Source organism: Pseudomonas sp. Choline-02u-1, assembly GCF_002836515.1.
In the GTDB taxonomy this organism is placed as follows: Bacteria; Pseudomonadota; Gammaproteobacteria; order Pseudomonadales; family Pseudomonadaceae; genus Aquipseudomonas.
Genome location: NZ_PJBC01000061.1, coordinates 111,712 through 128,352, shown reverse-complemented (window position 1 = coordinate 128,352; position 16,641 = coordinate 111,712). Strand labels below are relative to the sequence as shown.

The window sequence follows — 16,641 nt, the reverse complement described above, 5'->3', positions numbered from 1 at the left end:
GTATAACTTCGCGGAGGAAAACGAAGATGCTAAAAAGTGTTATCCGAAGCTCACATATAAAGAGTGATTTCTTCTTTCTTGCATTGGCAATTGGCGTGGGTGGAACAGCGGGCTACATAGTCTCAGGATTTGCTCCCGTCACTGCCGTCCCCTTCACCCTGCTGGCCGTGGTGTTTCTCTATTACACATGGCGCAAGCCAATAAGCGTCCGGCCCGATTGATCTCGGCGTGCACAGTCAGTGCCTCGAAACCTTCTCCATGATTGATAAGCTTACCGGTCGTTGCCGCTTATTCATTCCCGGTTGCCACACTTTCCAACCGATACCCATACCCATAAATCGTCAGTAACTGCCAACCCCGATCCGCCGTAAGCCCCAGCTTGTTGCGCAGCCGGTAGATGTGCGTATCCAGCGGCCGCGAGGACGTCGTCTCTTCGTTCGGCCAGAAGCGTTCATACAGATAGTCCCGCGACAACGGCCGACCCAGATTGCTGAACAGACACCGCGCCAGCCGGTATTCGCGCTCCGTCATGAGGATCGGTTTGCCTTCCCGAGTGACGGTTAACTCGGCGTCGTCAAAAGTCAGATCGTGAAACGTCTGTACTTCTCCCGCCGCGTTGCGTGGCTGGCTATGCCGACGCAATACCGCTGCCACCCTCGCCTTCAACTCGTTGGGTCGAAACGGCTTGCTGACATAGTCGTCCGCTCCGGCATTCAAGGCTTGAACGATATCGTTCTCGCCGTCGCGGCTGGTGAGCATGATCGCCGCCGGTGGCGCGTCCATGTGTTCGCGGGTCCAGCGCAGCAGCGCCAGACCTGTGAGGTCGGGAAGTTGCCAGTCGAGGATCAGCAGGTCAAACGTCTCCCGGCGCAGATAGCGCAACAAGTCTTCGCCGCGCTCGAAGCTGTGCAGTGACCACGGCTGTTCTCCAACCTCGGCCATTTGCTCCAGGGTCTGCTCGACCCGGCGCAGTTCGGCGGGTTCGTCGTCCAGAATGGCAACGCGCATCGGCGGTGTTCCTTGTCGCTGGGGCTGGGATGTCGACAATAACGACTCTACAGCCGCTATGAAAGAAGCGGCCCGTCGATGGTCGGTGTCCGCTATGATTCTTCGAGTCCGAGCCTCAGACCTGAGACCTATGAAATCATCCACCCTGCCCTGCCGTTTGCGCCATGCATAAGCCTCAACGTCGACCTGAAAGTCGTGTGCCGAGCCAGGTACAGCGGCTGTTCCGGCGGCTGGTTCAGGAATGGTTGTGGATAAGTCTGGTGCTGTTGCCGCTGACTGCCTTGCTGTCTTATCGCGCTCAGGTCAATCTGCACAATCCATCGCCGGTGCTCGGCGCGCTGTTGTCGGTGGTGATGGTCGCGTGTGTGCTGGGGTTATTGCTGTGGCGCCCGCGTTGGGCGCTGTGGGTGACCTTGATCGGCATGGCCTGTGCGCTGATTGGCAGCGCCCTGCTTGCCGAGATCCGTTACTGGTGGTCGCCCACGTCTGCGGCGTTGGGCATGTTGTTCGGTTACCTGATCTGGAACTGGCGGCGCCTGAGTGTGGTGCTGACCTACTTCGGCTGGGAGCTGGCACGTCTGGACAGCGAACCGAAAGTCTTCCCGGAGCGACGCCGGACCCGCTTCACCGGCGCTGACCGGTTGCAGGGCCAGATCATGGCGCTCGAACAAGCCATGAGCCGCACCCGCGATACCCGACGCTTCATTGCCGATGGCCTGGAATATCTGCCGGTGGCAACGCTGATCAGCGATCCGCAGGGCAAGATCCTGCTGGGCAATCGCAAGGCGCGCGAGTTGTTCGAAGATCCCTTGGTGGGCGATGACGTACTCGATCAACTGGCACGGCTCGGTTATCCGGAATTATCCACAGCCCCGCGACCGGCGCTGGCGACGCTGGCGCTGCTGGAATTTCGCGATCACAAGGAGCGCAGTCTGCGTCTCGAAAGAGCGGCGCTGCTGCCGGTGGACGGCGATACGCCGATTGGTTGGTTGCTCAGCCTGACGGACTTGAGTGCCGAACGTGCCGCCGAGGAACAACGCGGCGTTCTGCTGCGCTTTCTTTCCCATGACCTGCGCGCGCCTCATTCGGCCATCCTCGCTCTGCTCGATGTCCACCGTCACCAGGCGGGCGCCGATGCGCCTTTATTCGAGCAGATCGAGCGCCAGGTTCGTCGCGCGCTGGATCTGACCGATGGGTTTGTCCTGCTGGCACGGGCCGAGTCCGAAACCTATCAGTTCCGACCGACGCTGTTCGCGATGCTGGTATTGGACGTACTGGATCAAGCCCTGCCCATCGCACAGCAGAAAGGCATCGAGCTGCTCAATCATGTCGATGAAGAATGTCAGGAGCGGCTGCTTCTGGCCGATCAGGGTTTGCTGACGCGCGCGCTGTTCAACCTGCTGGAGAACGCAATCAAATACAGCCCGGCAGACAGCATTGTGCAACTGAAGGTCAGTTGTCACGGGCAGTGGCTGCGCTGCGAGTTGACGGATCAGGGCAAAGGAATTGCCGCCGATGAATTGCCTGACCTGTTCAGCCAGTATCGACGCTTCTCCTCGGCCCAGGGCATTGACGGCGTGGGCTTGGGTCTGTCGATGGTCAAGGCTGTTATTGATCATCATGGTGGCGTGATCGAGTGCCACAGCGTGGTTGATACGGGCACCACGTTCCGGATCGATTTGCCGCTGATTGCAGAATGAAGAGGCACAAAAAAACCGGCTATAACAGCCGGTTTTTTTACATCCGAATAAAACTTATGCACGGATTCAGCCTAACTTTTCGATTTAGAAATATAGAGAAAAATCAATAAGTTATGGAGCGATTGCGGCCAATTGCGACGAAAGCGTACACAGGTTATCCACAAAAATCAGACAGCCAGTCGATCGTTCGCGACCGGTGCCTGGGGCGCCGGGGGCAGTGAGCCCATTTCGCGTTGGGTTTTCTCGTTCCACGCTTGTACACGGTCATTCAGATCTGCAATGGCGCGCGGCCCGCTGCCTTCGGCGTACATCGGTTCGCCGATGACTACGGTGATCACTCCAGCCTGTTTGCCCCAGCCGATTTTCGGCCAGAATTTGCCGGCATTGTGTGCAATCGGCAGCACTGGAAGTGCCGCATTCACTGCCAATGCGCTGCCACTGCGGGAGAATTTGCCGACGGTACCGTAAGGGACTCGGGTGCCTTCCGGGAAAATCAGCACCCAGACGTTGTCCTTGAGCAGTTCGTCGCCTTTGGCCGCCACTTGTTTGAGTGCGGCTTTGGGGTTGTCGCGGTCGATGGCGATCGGGCGCAACATGGCCATGGCCCAGCCAAAGAACGGCACATAAAGCAATTCGCGCTTGAGCACTTGGCTCAATGGCGAGAAATAAGCGGAGAGAAAGAATGTCTCCCAAGTGCTCTGGTGGTTCGATTGAATCACGCAGGGCCGGTCTGGCACGTTTTGCGCGCCTTTGATTTCGTAGCGGATGCCCAGGAACACCTTGGTCAGCCACAGGGCGCAACGGCACCAATATACGTTGATGAAACGATAACGCGCCTTGAAGGACAGAAAAGGCGCGATGAAAAAGCTCAGGCTGCACCACAGCAACGCTGTTGTGCCCAGCAGCAGATAAAAAAGAAAAATTCTGAAGGCCCGCAGTATCGACATGGCGACGGTTACCGTTACGGGGCAATGCCCGACTGTTCAAGCGCACTCCCGAGCAATCCCTGGCCAGGAAATTCAGAAGTACTCTAGTTGTGGATAAGTTCTGCGGCAATCGCCGCCAGATCGTCAAAAATCAGTGTGCCAACCGGCAGGGTTTTGCCCTGAGTCTTTTCGCCTTTTCCGGTCTTCACCAAAACTGGCTGTGAATCGACGGCTTTGGCGGCCTCCAGGTCACCAAGGCTGTCGCCCACAAACCAGACGTTAGTCAACGGCACCGTGTAATGCGCGGCAATGGCTTTGAGCATTCCGGGTTTCGGTTTGCGGCAATCGCAACCTTCGTCCGGGCCATGCGGGCAGTACACGATCAAGCCAACTTCACCGCCCTGCTCCGCGACCAGCTCGCGCAGGCGCGCGTGCATGGCCTCGAGGGTGGCGAGGTCGTAATAGCCACGAGCAATGCCTGACTGGTTGGTGGCCACCGCCACCGTCCAGCCAGCCTTGCTCAACTGCGCGATCGCTTCGATCGAGCCGGGCAGCGGAATCCACTCCTCTACCGACTTGATATAGGCATCGGAGTCGTAATTGATCACCCCGTCTCGATCGAGAATCAGCAGTTTCAACAGCAGTCCCTCAACCCAGCAGCGAAATGTCGGCAACGCCGAGGAAAAGACCTCGCAGACGTGCCAGCAGCGCGTAACGGTTGGCCCGCACATTGGCGTCGTCGGCATTGACCATCACCGCGTCGAAGAACGCGTCGACCGGTTCGCGCAGTGCTGCCAGGCGCGCCAGCGATTCGTTGTACTGACGCGCCGCGGCCATTGGCTGAACCGCCTGATCCGCTTGCTGGATCGCCGAGTACAGCGAGAACTCGTTGGCGTTGTCGAAATACTTGGCCTCGACCACGGTCGGCACCGAGCCTTCGACTTTGCTCAGCAGGTTCGACACACGTTTGTTCACCGCCGCCAGCGCTGCTGCTTCCGGCAATTTGCGGAAGGCCTGCACCGCTTGTACACGCTGGTCGAAGTCCAGCGCCGAGCCTGGCTTCAGAGCACGCACCGACAGGTAAGTGGCGACGTCCACGCCTTCGTCTTCATAGCGCGCCCGCAGACGGTCGAAGATGAATTCCAGCACGGCTTCGTTGAGGCCGGCAGCCTTGACCTTGCCGCCGAACGCAGTCACGGCGAAAGCCACGGCGTCGTTCAGGTCGAGATCGAGTTTCTTTTCGATCAGGATACGCAGCACACCCAGCGCGGCACGACGCAGGGCATACGGGTCTTTGCTGCCGGTTGGCAGCATGCCGATACCGAAGATGCCGACCAGGGTGTCGAGCTTGTCGGCGATGGCCACAGCTGCACCGGTCAGGGTCGCCGGCAATTCGGCACCCGCACCGCGTGGCATGTACTGCTCGTTCAATGCCAGCGCGACGTCCTGCGGCTCGCCGTCATTGAGGGCGTAGTAGTAACCGGCGACGCCTTGCATCTCCGGGAACTCGCCGACCATTTCGGTGGCCAGGTCGCACTTCGACAGCAGGCCGGCGCGGGCCGCCCACGAGGCGTTGCCGCCGATGCGCGCGGCAATGTAGGCGGCCAGTTTGGAAACACGTTCGGCCTTGTCGTAGACGCTGCCGAGTTTTTCCTGGAACACCACGTTCTGCAGGCGCAGGTTGAAATTTTCGAGCTTCTGCTTCTTGTCCTGCTTGAAGAAAAACTCGGCGTCGGTCAGACGTGGGCGTACCACTTTCTCGTTACCGGCGATGATCTGCTGCGGGTCTTTGCTCTCGATGTTGGCCACGGTAATGAAACGTGGCAGCAACTTGCCGTCGGCATCCAGCAGGCAGAAGTACTTCTGGTTGTCCTGCATGGTGGTGATCAGCGCTTCCTGCGGTACGTCGAGGAAACGCTCTTCGAACGAGCACACCAGCGGCACCGGCCATTCAACCAGCGCGGTCACTTCGTCGAGCAGCGCCGGCGGCACGATCGCGGTGCCTTCCTGACGGGTCGCCAGTTCTTCGGTGCGCTTGCTGATGATTTCGCGACGTTCGTTGGCATCGGCCAGTACGTAAGCGGCACGCAGGTCGGCGAGGTAGCTCGACGGCGAACCGATGCGTACGGCGTCCGGATGGTGGAAACGGTGACCGCGGGAATCACGGCCAGCCTTCTGCGCAAGGATCGTGCAGTCGATGACCTGATCACCGAGCAGCATCACCAGCCATTGGGTCGGACGCACGAATTCTTCCTTGCGCGCCCCCCAACGCATGCGTTTCGGGATCGGCAGGTCGTTCAACGAATCTTCGACGATGGTCGGCAGCAGGCTCGCGGTCGGCTTGCCGGCGATGTTCTGGCTGTAGCGCAGTTTCGGCCCGCTCTGATCGATTTCGCTCAGCTCGACGCCGCACTTCTTGGCGAAGCCCAGCGCGGCCTGCGTCGGATTGCCGTCAGCGTCGAACGCCGCCTGACGTGGCGGGCCATCGAGGTTGATGCTGCGATCCGGCTGCTGAGTGGCCAGCGCAGTGATCAGCACGGCCAGACGACGTGGCGCGGCATAGACGGTTTTGCTTTCGTAGCTCAGGCCGGCGGCTTGCAGGCCCTTGTCGATACCGGCGAGGAACGCTTCAGCCAGAGTGTTCAGAGCTTTGGGTGGCAGTTCTTCGGTGCCCAGTTCAACCAGAAAATCTTGCGCACTCATAGTGCAGCCTCCAGCTTGGCCAGTACTTCGTCACGCAGGTCCGGGGTCGCCATCGGGAAGCCCAGCTTGGCGCGAGCCAGCAGATAGGCTTGCGCAACGGAACGCGCCAGGGTGCGCACGCGCAGAATATATTGCTGACGCGCAGTCACCGAGATCGCCCGGCGCGCATCCAGCAGGTTGAAGGTGTGCGACGCCTTCAGCACCATTTCATAGCTCGGCAACGGCAGCGGCTGGTCAAGCTCGATCAGGCGCTTGGCTTCGCTTTCATAGAAGTCGAACAGTTCGAACAGTTTGTCGACGTTGGCGTGTTCGAAGTTGTAGGTGGACTGCTCCACTTCGTTCTGGTGGAACACGTCGCCGTAAGTGACTTTGCCGAACGGGCCGTCAGCCCAGACCAGGTCGTACACCGAATCCACGCCTTGCAGGTACATCGCCAGTCGCTCGAGACCATAGGTGATCTCGCCGGTTACCGGGTAGCACTCGATGCCGCCCGCCTGCTGGAAGTAAGTGAACTGGGTGACTTCCATGCCGTTGAGCCAGACTTCCCAGCCCAGACCCCAGGCGCCGAGGGTCGGCGATTCCCAGTTGTCTTCGACGAAGCGGATGTCGTGCACCAGCGGGTCGAGGCCGACGTGCTTGAGCGAGCCCAGGTACAGTTCCTGGAAGTTGTCCGGGTTCGGCTTCAGAACCACCTGGAACTGGTAGTAGTGCTGCAGACGGTTCGGGTTTTCGCCGTAGCGGCCGTCAGTCGGACGGCGGCTTGGCTGCACGTACGCGGCGTTCCAGGTTTCCGGGCCGATGGCGCGCAGGAAGGTCGCGGTGTGGAAAGTGCCGGCGCCTACTTCCATATCGTAGGGCTGAAGTACCACACAACCTTGCTCGGCCCAGTATTGCTGGAGCGCGAGGATCAAGTCTTGGAAGGTACGCACGGCTGGCGTAGGCTGGCTCACGAAATTCACCTGTTTCTTGGGCTGCGATTTAAAGAGCGGGAGTATACCCGATTCGTTGCTGCGCACGCCCCCTGGAGCCTTATGCCACGCTGCTTTTGGTGTACCGAAGATCCGCTGTACATGGCCTATCACGATCAGGAGTGGGGCACGCCGCTACGCGATGCGCAGGGTTTGTTCGAGTTGCTTTTGCTCGAAGGGTTCCAGGCCGGGCTGTCGTGGATCACTGTGCTGCGCAAGCGCGAGCGGTATCGCCAGGTGCTGTTCGGCTTCGATGTGCAGCGTGTCGCGCAGATGAGCGACGCCGAAATCGACGAACTGATGCTCGATCCGGGGATCATCCGCAATCGTCTCAAGCTCAACGCCGCGCGGCGTAATGCCCAGGCGTGGCTGGCGCTGGAGGATCCGGTGGCGTTGCTCTGGTCGTTTGTAGGCGACCAGCCAATCATCAATCACTTCAAGGATCGCAGCGAAGTTCCGGCGATCACCCCCCAAGCGCTGGCGATGAGCAAAGCGCTGAAAAAAGCCGGATTCACGTTCGTCGGCCCGACCATTTGCTACGCGCTGATGCAGGCCTCGGGCATGGTCATGGACCACACCCAGGACTGCGACCGCTACGCGCAGTTGGTCAACGCCGGTTAGAATGCCCGCCTCGCGCACAGCACAAAGATCAGGAGTGACCTGTGGAAAAGTTTAAAGGCGCCTTGCTGGTAGGCGCTCTGCGGCTGTTTGCCCTGCTGCCATGGCGGGCCGTGCAGGCCGTGGGTTCGGCGATTGGCTGGATCATGTGGAAAACCCCCAACCGTTCCCGCGACGTGGTGCGGATCAACCTCGCCAAGTGTTTTCCCCAGATGGATGCGGCCGAACGTGAGCGTCTGGTCGGGCAGAGTCTGAAAGACATCGGCAAGTCGCTGACCGAAAGCGCCTGCGCGTGGATCTGGCCGGCGCAGCGCTCGATCGATCTGGTTCGCGAAGTTGAAGGCCTCGATGTGCTCAAGGATGCGCTCGCTTCGGGCAAAGGCGTGGTCGGCATCACCAGCCATCTGGGCAACTGGGAAGTGCTCAACCACTTCTACTGCAGTCAGTGCAAACCGATCATTTTCTATCGGCCGCCGAAGCTCAAGGCGGTGGATGAATTGCTGCGAAAACAGCGCGTGCAGTTGGGCAACAAGGTCGCCGCATCGACCAAGGAAGGCATTCTCAGCGTGATCAAGGAAGTGCGCAAAGGTGGTGCCGTGGGCATTCCCGCCGATCCGGAGCCGGCCGAATCCGCCGGGATCTTTGTGCCCTTCTTCGCCACTCAGGCACTGACCAGCAAATTCGTGCCGAACATGTTGGCCGGCGGCAAAGCGGTCGGCGTGTTCCTGCATGCTCTGCGCCTGCCTGACGGCTCGGGCTACAAAGTGATCCTCGAAGCCGCACCCGAAGCCATGTACAGCACCGATACCGCCGAGTCCTGCGCGGCGATGAGCAAAGTGGTCGAGCGTTACGTGGCGGCGTATCCGAGCCAATACATGTGGAGCATGAAGCGCTTCAAGAAGCGTCCGCCGGGCGAAGCGCGCTGGTACTGAGCCGCTGCGACAGGTTGGCGGCTGATGCAGACGGCGTCACCTTGCGCTGTCTGTAGCTCAAGGCGCCTGCCGCTCGAGCTTCTTCAGAAACACAGTCATTTCCTTTTCGGCCTGTTTGTCGCCCTTGGCGCGGGCCGCTTCCAGGCCCTGCTCCCAGGCCTGACGCGCAGCGGCGTGATCGCCTAGCGCCAGCTGCGCCTTGCCCAGTAACTTCCACGCTGCTGAGTACTTCGGGTCGAACGTAACGCAGTGCTGGAAATGCTCGGCAGCCCTGGCGTTTTCGCCCAAGTCCAGATAACCCTTGCCCAGGCCGAAACGCAACAGAGCGTTATCCGCACCTTTGGCGAGCATTTTTTCCAGGGATTCGAGCATAGGCGCGTTCCTTTCTGCGGTGTGTCAGAGGTGAGTCTTGCTCAGCAATACCCCTTTCGCGAGCAAGCCTGCTCCCACAGGGCAACGCATTCCAAAGGTGGGAGCGGGCTTGCTCGCGAAGGGGCCATCTCGGGCAACGTTGTTTTCAGGTCAGAAAAAGCTCAACCCCACATGAAACAGCTTCTCCACATCGCGAATATGCTTCTTGTCCACAAGGAACAGAATCACATGGTCGCCCGCTTCGATCACCGTGTCGTCGTGGGCAATGATCACTTTCTCGTTGCGAATCACCGCGCCGATGGTAGTGCCCGGCGGCAGGCCGATCTTTTCGATCGGCTTGCCGATGACCTTGCTCGACTTCGCATCACCGTGGGCAATCGCCTCGATCGCTTCCGCCGCGCCGCGCCGCAGTGAGTGCACGCTGACGATATCGCCTCGGCGTACGTGGGCGAGCAGGGTGCCGATGGTCGCCAGTTGCGGGCTGATGGCGATGTCGATGTCGCCGCCCTGAATCAGGTCGACGTAAGCCGGATTGTTGATGATCGTCATGACCTTCTTCGCCCCCAGCCGTTTGGCCAGCAGCGACGACATGATGTTGGCTTCGTCATCGTTGGTCAGGGCGAGGAAGATATCGGCGTCGGCGATGTTCTCTTCCAGCAGCAGATCGCGGTCCGAGGCACTGCCCTGCAACACCACGGTGCTGTCGAGGGTATCGGAGAGGTAGCGGCAACGCGCCGGGCTCATCTCGATGATCTTCACCTGATAGCGGCTTTCGATGGCCTCGGCCAGGCGCTCGCCGATCTGCCCGCCACCGGCGATAACGATGCGTTTGTAGGTTTCGTCGAGGCGGCGCATTTCGCTCATCACCGCGCGAATGTCCTCACGGGCGGCGATGAAGAACACTTCGTCGTCGGCCTCGATCACCGTGTCGCCCTGCGGCAGGATCGGCCGGTCACGGCGGAAGATCGCAGCGACGCGGGTTTCGACGTTCGGCATGTGCTCACGCAACTGGCGCAGTTGCTGGCCGACCAGCGGCCCGCCGTAGTAGGCGCGCACCGCCACCAGTTGCGCCGCGCCTTCGGCGAAGTCGATCACCTGCAAGGCACCGGGATGCTGGATCAGGCGCTTGATGTAGTTGGTCACGACCTGCTCGGGACTGATCAGCACGTCGACCGGAATCGCTTCGTTCTGGAACAGCTGTTCCTCGCGATTGAGGTACGACGCTTCGCGCACCCGGGCGATTTTGGTCGGGGTGTGGAACAGCGTGTGCGCGACCTGGCAGGCGACCATGTTGGTCTCGTCACTGTTGGTCACCGCGACCAGCATGTCGGCGTCGTCGGCACCGGCCTGACGCAGTACCGAAGGCAGCGAGCCTCGGCCCTGCACGGTGCGGATGTCAAGGCGATCGCCGAGGTCGCGCAGGCGCTCGCCGTCGGTGTCGACCACGGTGATGTCGTTGGCCTCGCTGGCCAGATGTTCGGCCAGCGAACCGCCGACCTGTCCTGCACCGAGGATGATGATTTTCATCCAGTCACTCCGTTGATTCCGTTTAGCCGCGCGTGGCAGCGATCTTGATCAGCTTGGCGTAGTAGAACCCGTCATGCCCGCCTTGCCGGGCCAGCAGTTGGCGACCATGGGGCTGTTTGATGCCGGCCGCCGTAGCCAGATCCAGTTCGCGGGCACCGGGGGTGCGCTCGAGGAACGCAGCGATCACCTCAGTGTTTTCCGTCGGCAATGTCGAGCAGGTGGCGTAGAGCAGGATGCCGCCGACTTCGAGGGTTTTCCACATGGCGTCGAGCAACTCGCCTTGCAGTTGTGCGAGGGCGACGATGTCGTCGGGCTGGCGGGTCAGCTTGATGTCCGGATGGCGACGGATCACCCCGGTGGCCGAGCACGGTGCATCGAGCAGGATGCGCTGGAACGGTTTGCCATCCCACCATTTCGCCGTGTCGCGGCCATCGGCGGCGATCAGCTCAGCGCTCAGGCCCAGGCGTTCAAGGTTTTCCTTCACCCGCACCAGACGCTTGGCCTCCAGATCCACCGCCACCACGCCGGCCAGCGCCGGTTCGGCTTCGAGGATATGGCAAGTCTTGCCGCCGGGCGCGCAGCAGGCGTCGAGCACGCGTTGGCCGGGCGCCAGGTCGAGCAGGTCGGCGGCCAGTTGCGCGGCTTCGTCCTGCACACTGATCCAGCCCTCGGCGAAACCCGGCAGGCTGCGCACATCGGCGGCGGCTTCGAGGACGATGCCGTCGCGGCTGTATTCGCAAGGTGTCGCGGCGATCCCGGCATCGTTCAGCAGCGCGAGGTAGGCGTCGCGGCTGTGATGGCGGCGGTTGACCCGCAGGATCATCGGCGGATGCGCGTTGTTTGCTGCACAGATGGCTTCCCACTGCTGCGGCCAGAACGCCTTGAGGGATTTTTGCAGCCAGCGCGGGTGCGCCGTGCGCACCACCGGGTCGCGTTCGAGTTCGGCGAAAATCGTCTCGCTTTCGCGCTGGGCATTGCGCAGCACGGCGTTGAGCAGGCCTTTGGCCCAGGGTTTTTTCAGCTTGTCGGCGCAACCGACGGTCTCACCGATGGCGGCGTGAGCCGGTACGCGGGTGTAGAGCAACTGGTAAAGACCGACCAGCAGCAGCGCCTCGACATCGGCGTCGGCAGACTTGAACGGTTTCTGCAAAAGCTTCTCTGCCAATGCCGACAGGCGTGGCTGCCAGCGTGCAGTGCCAAAGGCCAGATCCTGAGTGAAACCGCGATCGCGATCCTCGACCTTGTCCAGCTGCGGGGGCAGGGAGCTGTTCAGCGAAGCCTTGCCGCTGAGCACGGCGGCGAGTGCCTTGGCGGCGGCCAGACGTGGATTCATTGCGCGTCCACCGCTGCACCCAGCACGCTGCCGACGGCGAATTTCTCGCGGCGGCTGTTGAACAGGTCGCTGAAGTTCAGCGCTTTGCCACCGGGCAGTTGCAGACGAGTCAGGCACAGCGCTTGTGCACCGCAGGCGACGATCAGGCCGTCCTTGCTGGCGCTGAGGATTTCACCCGGAGCGCCAGTGCCGTCGGCGACTTTCGCGGCCAGCACTTTCAACGCTTCGCCATTGAGCGTGCTGTGGGTGATCGGCCATGGGTTGAAGGCGCGAACCAGACGTTCCAGCTCTACCGCCGGACGGCTCCAGTCGATGCGTGCTTCATCTTTGTTCAGTTTGTGCGCGTAAGTGGCGAGCTCGTCGTTTTGCACCTCACCTTGCAGGGTGCCGGCAGCCAGACCGGCAATTGCCTGGACCACGGCGGGCGGACCCATTTCGGCGAGGCGATCATGCAGTGTGCCGCCAGTGTCATCGGAGCTGATCGGCGTGACAACCTTTAGCAGCATCGGCCCGGTGTCGAGTCCGGCTTCCATTCGCATCACGGTCACACCGCTTTCGGCATCGCCATGTTCGACGGCGCGCTGAATCGGCGCCGCACCGCGCCAGCGTGGCAGCAGCGACGCATGACTGTTGATGCAACCCAGACGCGGAATATCCAGCACCGCTTGCGGCAGGATCAGGCCGTAGGCGACCACCACCATCAAGTCCGGTTTCAGCGCGGCCAGTTCCGCCTGGGCGTCGGCATTGCGCAAGGTCGGCGGCTGCAACACCTGGATATTATTCTCCAGAGCGAGTTGTTTGACCGGGCTCGGCATCAGTTTTTGCCCGCGGCCGGCCGGCCGATCCGGCTGGGTGTAGACCGCCACGATCTCGTACGGGCTGCTCAGCAGAGCCTTGAGGTGCTCGGCGGCGAATTCCGGGGTACCGGCAAAAACAATGCGCAGTGGCTCAGTCATGAAAGGCGTCTCATAAAAAGAAAAAGGCTTGCCGCAGCAAGCCTTTGAAGAGGGGCATCAAGCGTTCTGGCGGTGCAGCTTTTCCAGTTTCTTCTTGATCCGGTCGCGTTTGAGCGTGGACAGGTAATCGACGAACAATTTGCCGTTGAGGTGGTCGCATTCGTGCTGGATGCACACCGCGAGCAGGCCTTCGGCTATCAGCTCATAGGGCTTGCCGTCGCGGTCCAGCGCCTTGATTTTGACCTTCTGCGGGCGGTCGACGTTTTCGTAGAAGCCCGGTACCGAGAGGCAGCCTTCCTGATACTGGTCCATCTCGTCGGTCAGCGGTTCGAACTCGGGGTTGATGAACACCCGTGGCTCGGTACGGTCTTCGGACAGGTCCATCACGACGATACGTTTGTGCACGTTGACCTGGGTCGCGGCGAGGCCGATGCCCGGCGCTTCATACATTGTTTCAAACATGTCGTCGACCAACTGACGCACTTCGTCGTCCACTACAGCCACTGGTTTGGCGATAGTGCGCAGACGCGGGTCCGGAAATTCGAGGATGTTTAAAATGGCCATAGCTTCGATTGCTGCACACGTTGAGTAAAGTCGGGTCGATGGCCTGGCGGGTCCGAGGATGCAGGCTACCGTTGTGAAGCGTAGCTTCTGAAAACAGAAGCGAGCCACGGGGGCTCTGACGATTCACGCGAATGCACATGATAAAGGGATTCACTGCATGAGGAAAACACTACTCGCCCTGCTGCTTCTGGCTTCGGCCGGCGCCGCACAAGGGCAAGTGCAACTCAGGGATGGTTTTCCACAGCAATACACGGTGGTTTCAGGGGATACGCTCTGGGACATTTCCGGCAAATACCTGCGCGAGCCCTGGCAATGGCCACAGCTTTGGCGCGCCAACCCGCAGGTCGAGAACCCCAACCTGATCTATCCCGGCGACACGCTGACGCTCAGCTACGTCAACGGCCAGCCGCAACTAACTGTCAACCGTGGCGAGTCGCGCGGCACCATCAAGCTTTCGCCACGGATTCGCACCAGCCCGGTGGCCGAGGCGATTCCGAGCATTCCGCTGAAATCGATCAACAGCTTTCTGCTGAGCAACCGCATCGTCGACAACGCCGAAGACTTCGACAAGGCGCCGTACATCGTCGCCGGCGATGCCGAACGGGTGCTCAGCGGCACCGGTGACCGCATCTTCGCCCGTGGCCATTTCGATCCGGAGCAACCGGTGTACGGCATCTTCCGCCAGGGCAAGGTGTATACGGACCCGCAAACCAAGGAGTTCCTCGGTATCAACGCGGACGATATCGGTGGTGGCGAAATCGTTGCTGCCGAAGGCGATGTCGCCACCCTCGCCCTGCAGCGCACCACCCAGGAAGTGCGGCTTGGTGACCGCTTGTTCAGCGGCGAAGAACGTTCGATCAACTCGACGTTCATGCCCAGCGCGCCGAATCGATCCATCGACGGCCTGATTATCGACGTGCCGCGTGGCGTCACCCAGATCGGCGTGATGGACGTCGTCACGCTGAACAGGGGCAAACGCGACGGTCTGGCCGAAGGCAATGTACTGGCGGTGATGAAAACCGGCGAAACCGTGCGTGACCGGATCACTGGCCAGCCGCTGAAGATTCCTGATGAGCGCGCCGGCTTGCTGATGGTGTTCCGCACCTACGACAAACTCAGTTACGGCCTGGTGCTCAACGCTTCGCGTTCGTTGGCGGTGCTCGACAAGGTGCGAAATCCGTAAGCTTGCTTCACAAGTTACCAACAGAGTTATCCACAGCTTGTTCCGAATGGTTCGGAGCATAGAACGATCAAGGATGATCCATTCATGTTGTCGCTCAGTACGGCCATTTCCCCGGCGGAACTGGAGGCGCGCCTGCGCCTGCACCGCATGCCGGATATCGGCCCCAAGCGTTTTGCCAAACTGCTCGAAGCCTTCGGCTCGGCGTCGAAAGCCATCAGTGCGCCGGCCAGTGCGTGGCGCTCGCTGGGGTTGCCATCGGCCTGCGCCGAGGCGCGACGTTGTCCGACGGTGCGCGATGGCGCCAGCCACGCAATGCGCTGGCTAGAGCGCCCCGGCCAACATTTGTTGATGTGGGATCAAGCGGATTACCCAGCATTGCTGGCGCAAATTCCCGATCCGCCGCCGCTTTTATTCGTTGCCGGCGATCCGTCGATTCTGGAGAAACCGCAGTTGGCGATGGTCGGCAGCCGCCGCGCTTCGCGTCCCGGGATGGACACGGCGGCGGCGTTTTCCCGCAGTCTGGCCGGGGCCGGTTTTGTCATCACCAGTGGTCTGGCGCTGGGCATTGATGCCGCTGCGCATCAGGCCGCACTGAACGTTGGCGGCCAGACCGTGGGTGTGCTTGGTACGGGCCTGGAAAATTTTTATCCACAACGCAACCAAGGCCTGGCTGAGGCAATGATTGCCTCGGGCAGTGCGGTGCTTTCCGAGTTTCCGCTGGACGCCGGGCCGAGCCCGAGCAACTTCCCCCGACGCAACCGCATCATCAGCGGCTTATCCCTTGGCGTGCTGGTGGTCGAGGCCAGTGTTGCCAGCGGCTCGTTGATTACCGCGCGACTGGCGGCCGAGCAAGGGCGTGAGGTTTACGCGATTCCAGGATCGATCCATCACCCCGACGCCCGCGGTTGTCACCAGTTGATTCGCGACGGCGCGGTGCTCGTGGAAACTATCGAACACATTCTCGAAGCCCTGCGTGGCTGGCAGCAGCCGTTGTTATCCACAGCTTCGCCGCAGGATGATCATCCGTTGCTTGCGCTGCTGCACGCGGCGCCGCACACCAGCGAAGCCCTGGCCGCGAGCTGTGGCTGGGCGCTGCCCAAAGTGCTTGCGACGCTGACCGAGCTGGAGATCGACGGCCGTGCGGTGTGCGAAAACGGTCGCTGGTTGGCGCGGTCACGCTAGGTTTTACAAGGAAGATCGGTAAACTGCGCGAAACCTGTTTGTGGAGAGTTTTTTCATGGTCAACAGTTGGCGTGTGCAACAAGCCGCGCGTGAAGTTCGCGCCGGCGCGGTGATTGCCTATCCAACCGAAGCCGTCTGGGGGCTGGGTTGCGACCCGTGGAACGAAGACGCCGTGGACCGCTTGCTGGCGATCAAGAATCGCTCGGTGAGCAAAGGACTGATCCTCGTCGCTGACAACATCCGCCAGTTCGATTTCCTTTTCGAGGACTTCCCGCAGGACTGGATCGACCGCATGGCCAGCACCTGGCCGGGGCCGAACACCTGGCTGGTGCCACACCAGAATCTGTTGCCGGAATGGGTCACAGGCGTGCATGACACCGTGGCACTGCGGGTCAGTGATCACCCGCAAGTGCGTGATTTGTGCTCGATGGTCGGGCCGTTGATATCAACCTCGGCCAACCCGCAAGGTCGCCCGGCGGCGCGCACGCGTTTACGGGTAGAGCAATATTTCCGTGGGCAGATCGATCTGGTGCTGGCCGGTAGTCTCGGCGGCCGGAAAAACCCGAGTGTCATCCGCGATCTGGCGACGGGCAAGGTCATTCGTCCCGACTGACGCTTTTCTGCCTCTTCTGCTTTTGAGCTCCCCGAATGGTTTGGCGGGGAGTTTTT

At 61.0% G+C, this 16,641-nt stretch carries 16 protein-coding genes; 6 read left to right on the top strand and 10 right to left on the bottom strand.

Annotated features, from left to right (window positions below; genetic code table 11):
• Window positions 1-288: 288 nt before the first annotated feature.
• Entirely contained in the window at window positions 289-1,008 is a 720-nt protein-coding gene (locus CXF97_RS18330) for a response regulator transcription factor (protein ID WP_101159713.1), read from the bottom strand.
• A 164-nt stretch (window positions 1,009-1,172) separates the two neighbouring features.
• On the opposite strand from CXF97_RS18330, the gene CXF97_RS18325 reads away from it, so the two are divergent.
• On the top strand, window positions 1,173-2,708 hold the full coding sequence (locus CXF97_RS18325; RefSeq protein ID WP_101159712.1) for a HAMP domain-containing sensor histidine kinase: 1,536 nt from the start codon (window positions 1,173-1,175) through the stop codon (window positions 2,706-2,708).
• Window positions 2,709-2,875: 167 nt separating this feature from the next.
• On the opposite strand, the gene CXF97_RS18320 is transcribed toward CXF97_RS18325, so the two are convergent.
• From CXF97_RS18320 to glyQ, 4 genes are all read right to left on the bottom strand, one after another.
• Window positions 2,876-3,655 (bottom strand): 1-acyl-sn-glycerol-3-phosphate acyltransferase, encoded by a 780-nt coding sequence (locus CXF97_RS18320; RefSeq protein WP_101159711.1) that lies wholly within the window; start codon window positions 3,653-3,655, stop codon window positions 2,876-2,878.
• Between the two features lie 83 nt (window positions 3,656-3,738).
• Window positions 3,739-4,278 (bottom strand): D-glycero-beta-D-manno-heptose 1,7-bisphosphate 7-phosphatase, encoded by a 540-nt coding sequence (gmhB, locus tag CXF97_RS18315; protein ID WP_178081215.1) that lies wholly within the window; start codon window positions 4,276-4,278, stop codon window positions 3,739-3,741.
• 4 nt (window positions 4,279-4,282) lie between these two features.
• A complete protein-coding gene (gene glyS / locus CXF97_RS18310) occupies window positions 4,283-6,337 on the bottom strand; it encodes a glycine--tRNA ligase subunit beta (protein ID WP_101159709.1) in 2,055 nt (684 codons plus the stop codon).
• Window positions 6,334-7,287, bottom strand: coding sequence for a glycine--tRNA ligase subunit alpha (gene glyQ / locus CXF97_RS18305; protein WP_101159852.1), 954 nt, complete (start codon window positions 7,285-7,287; stop codon window positions 6,334-6,336). Before glyQ ends, glyS begins: the two co-directional genes overlap by 4 nt.
• Before the next feature lie 81 nt (window positions 7,288-7,368).
• Here glyQ and tag point away from each other — a divergent pair, with 81 nt between their 5' ends.
• Window positions 7,369-7,926 carry a DNA-3-methyladenine glycosylase I gene (gene tag / locus CXF97_RS18300; RefSeq protein WP_101159708.1) on the top strand — a complete coding sequence of 186 codons (558 nt, stop codon included), beginning with the start codon at window positions 7,369-7,371 and terminating at the stop codon, window positions 7,924-7,926.
• 41 nt (window positions 7,927-7,967) lie between these two features.
• Window positions 7,968-8,855, top strand: coding sequence for a lysophospholipid acyltransferase (locus tag CXF97_RS18295; protein WP_024014955.1), 888 nt, complete (start codon window positions 7,968-7,970; stop codon window positions 8,853-8,855).
• Window positions 8,856-8,912: 57 nt separating this feature from the next.
• Here CXF97_RS18295 and CXF97_RS18290 read toward each other — a convergent pair whose 3' ends face one another.
• The 5 genes from CXF97_RS18290 to def form a co-directional block, all read right to left on the bottom strand.
• Window positions 8,913-9,227 (bottom strand): tetratricopeptide repeat protein, encoded by a 315-nt coding sequence (locus CXF97_RS18290; RefSeq protein WP_101159707.1) that lies wholly within the window; start codon window positions 9,225-9,227, stop codon window positions 8,913-8,915.
• 150 nt (window positions 9,228-9,377) lie between these two features.
• Window positions 9,378-10,754, bottom strand: a complete 1,377-nt coding sequence (gene trkA / locus CXF97_RS18285) for a Trk system potassium transporter TrkA (protein WP_016772381.1) — start codon at window positions 10,752-10,754, stop codon at window positions 9,378-9,380.
• 22 nt (window positions 10,755-10,776) lie between these two features.
• The gene (gene rsmB, locus CXF97_RS18280; protein WP_101159706.1) at window positions 10,777-12,087 is read right to left on the bottom strand and encodes a 16S rRNA (cytosine(967)-C(5))-methyltransferase RsmB; all 1,311 of its coding nucleotides are present in this window, start codon (window positions 12,085-12,087) and stop codon (window positions 10,777-10,779) included.
• Window positions 12,084-13,043, bottom strand: a complete 960-nt coding sequence (gene fmt / locus CXF97_RS18275; RefSeq protein ID WP_101159705.1) for a methionyl-tRNA formyltransferase — start codon at window positions 13,041-13,043, stop codon at window positions 12,084-12,086. The genes rsmB and fmt overlap by 4 nt, the downstream gene beginning before the upstream one ends.
• A gap of 57 nt (window positions 13,044-13,100) precedes the next feature.
• Complete coding sequence (gene def / locus CXF97_RS18270; RefSeq protein WP_016772378.1) at window positions 13,101-13,607, bottom strand: peptide deformylase; 507 nt, start codon at window positions 13,605-13,607, stop codon at window positions 13,101-13,103.
• A 157-nt stretch (window positions 13,608-13,764) separates the two neighbouring features.
• On the opposite strand from def, the gene CXF97_RS18265 reads away from it, so the two are divergent.
• From CXF97_RS18265 to CXF97_RS18255, 3 genes are all read left to right on the top strand, one after another.
• Window positions 13,765-14,790, top strand: coding sequence for a LysM peptidoglycan-binding domain-containing protein (locus tag CXF97_RS18265; RefSeq protein ID WP_101159704.1), 1,026 nt, complete (start codon window positions 13,765-13,767; stop codon window positions 14,788-14,790).
• An 84-nt stretch (window positions 14,791-14,874) separates the two neighbouring features.
• Window positions 14,875-15,972, top strand: coding sequence for a DNA-processing protein DprA (dprA, locus tag CXF97_RS18260; RefSeq protein ID WP_101159703.1), 1,098 nt, complete (start codon window positions 14,875-14,877; stop codon window positions 15,970-15,972).
• A 55-nt stretch (window positions 15,973-16,027) separates the two neighbouring features.
• Window positions 16,028-16,585: an L-threonylcarbamoyladenylate synthase gene (locus tag CXF97_RS18255; RefSeq protein ID WP_101159702.1), complete on the top strand. Its 558-nt coding sequence runs from the start codon at window positions 16,028-16,030 to the stop codon at window positions 16,583-16,585.
• Window positions 16,586-16,641 lie beyond the last annotated feature (56 nt).

Coding starts and splice junctions, on each gene's coding strand:
- CXF97_RS18330 (WP_101159713.1), bottom strand. CDS start 1,008: ATGCGCGTTGCCATTCTGGACGACGAACCCGCCGAACTGCGCCGGGTC.
- CXF97_RS18325 (WP_101159712.1), top strand. CDS start 1,173: ATGCATAAGCCTCAACGTCGACCTGAAAGTCGTGTGCCGAGCCAGGTA.
- CXF97_RS18320 (WP_101159711.1), bottom strand. CDS start 3,655: ATGTCGATACTGCGGGCCTTCAGAATTTTTCTTTTTTATCTGCTGCTG.
- glyS (WP_101159709.1), bottom strand. CDS start 6,337: ATGAGTGCGCAAGATTTTCTGGTTGAACTGGGCACCGAAGAACTGCCA.
- tag (WP_101159708.1), top strand. CDS start 7,369: ATGCCACGCTGCTTTTGGTGTACCGAAGATCCGCTGTACATGGCCTAT.
- CXF97_RS18290 (WP_101159707.1), bottom strand. CDS start 9,227: ATGCTCGAATCCCTGGAAAAAATGCTCGCCAAAGGTGCGGATAACGCT.
- trkA (WP_016772381.1), bottom strand. CDS start 10,754: ATGAAAATCATCATCCTCGGTGCAGGACAGGTCGGCGGTTCGCTGGCC.
- rsmB (WP_101159706.1), bottom strand. CDS start 12,087: ATGAATCCACGTCTGGCCGCCGCCAAGGCACTCGCCGCCGTGCTCAGC.
- fmt (WP_101159705.1), bottom strand. CDS start 13,043: ATGACTGAGCCACTGCGCATTGTTTTTGCCGGTACCCCGGAATTCGCC.
- def (WP_016772378.1), bottom strand. CDS start 13,607: ATGGCCATTTTAAACATCCTCGAATTTCCGGACCCGCGTCTGCGCACT.
- CXF97_RS18265 (WP_101159704.1), top strand. CDS start 13,765: ATGAGGAAAACACTACTCGCCCTGCTGCTTCTGGCTTCGGCCGGCGCC.
- dprA (WP_101159703.1), top strand. CDS start 14,875: ATGTTGTCGCTCAGTACGGCCATTTCCCCGGCGGAACTGGAGGCGCGC.
- CXF97_RS18255 (WP_101159702.1), top strand. CDS start 16,028: ATGGTCAACAGTTGGCGTGTGCAACAAGCCGCGCGTGAAGTTCGCGCC.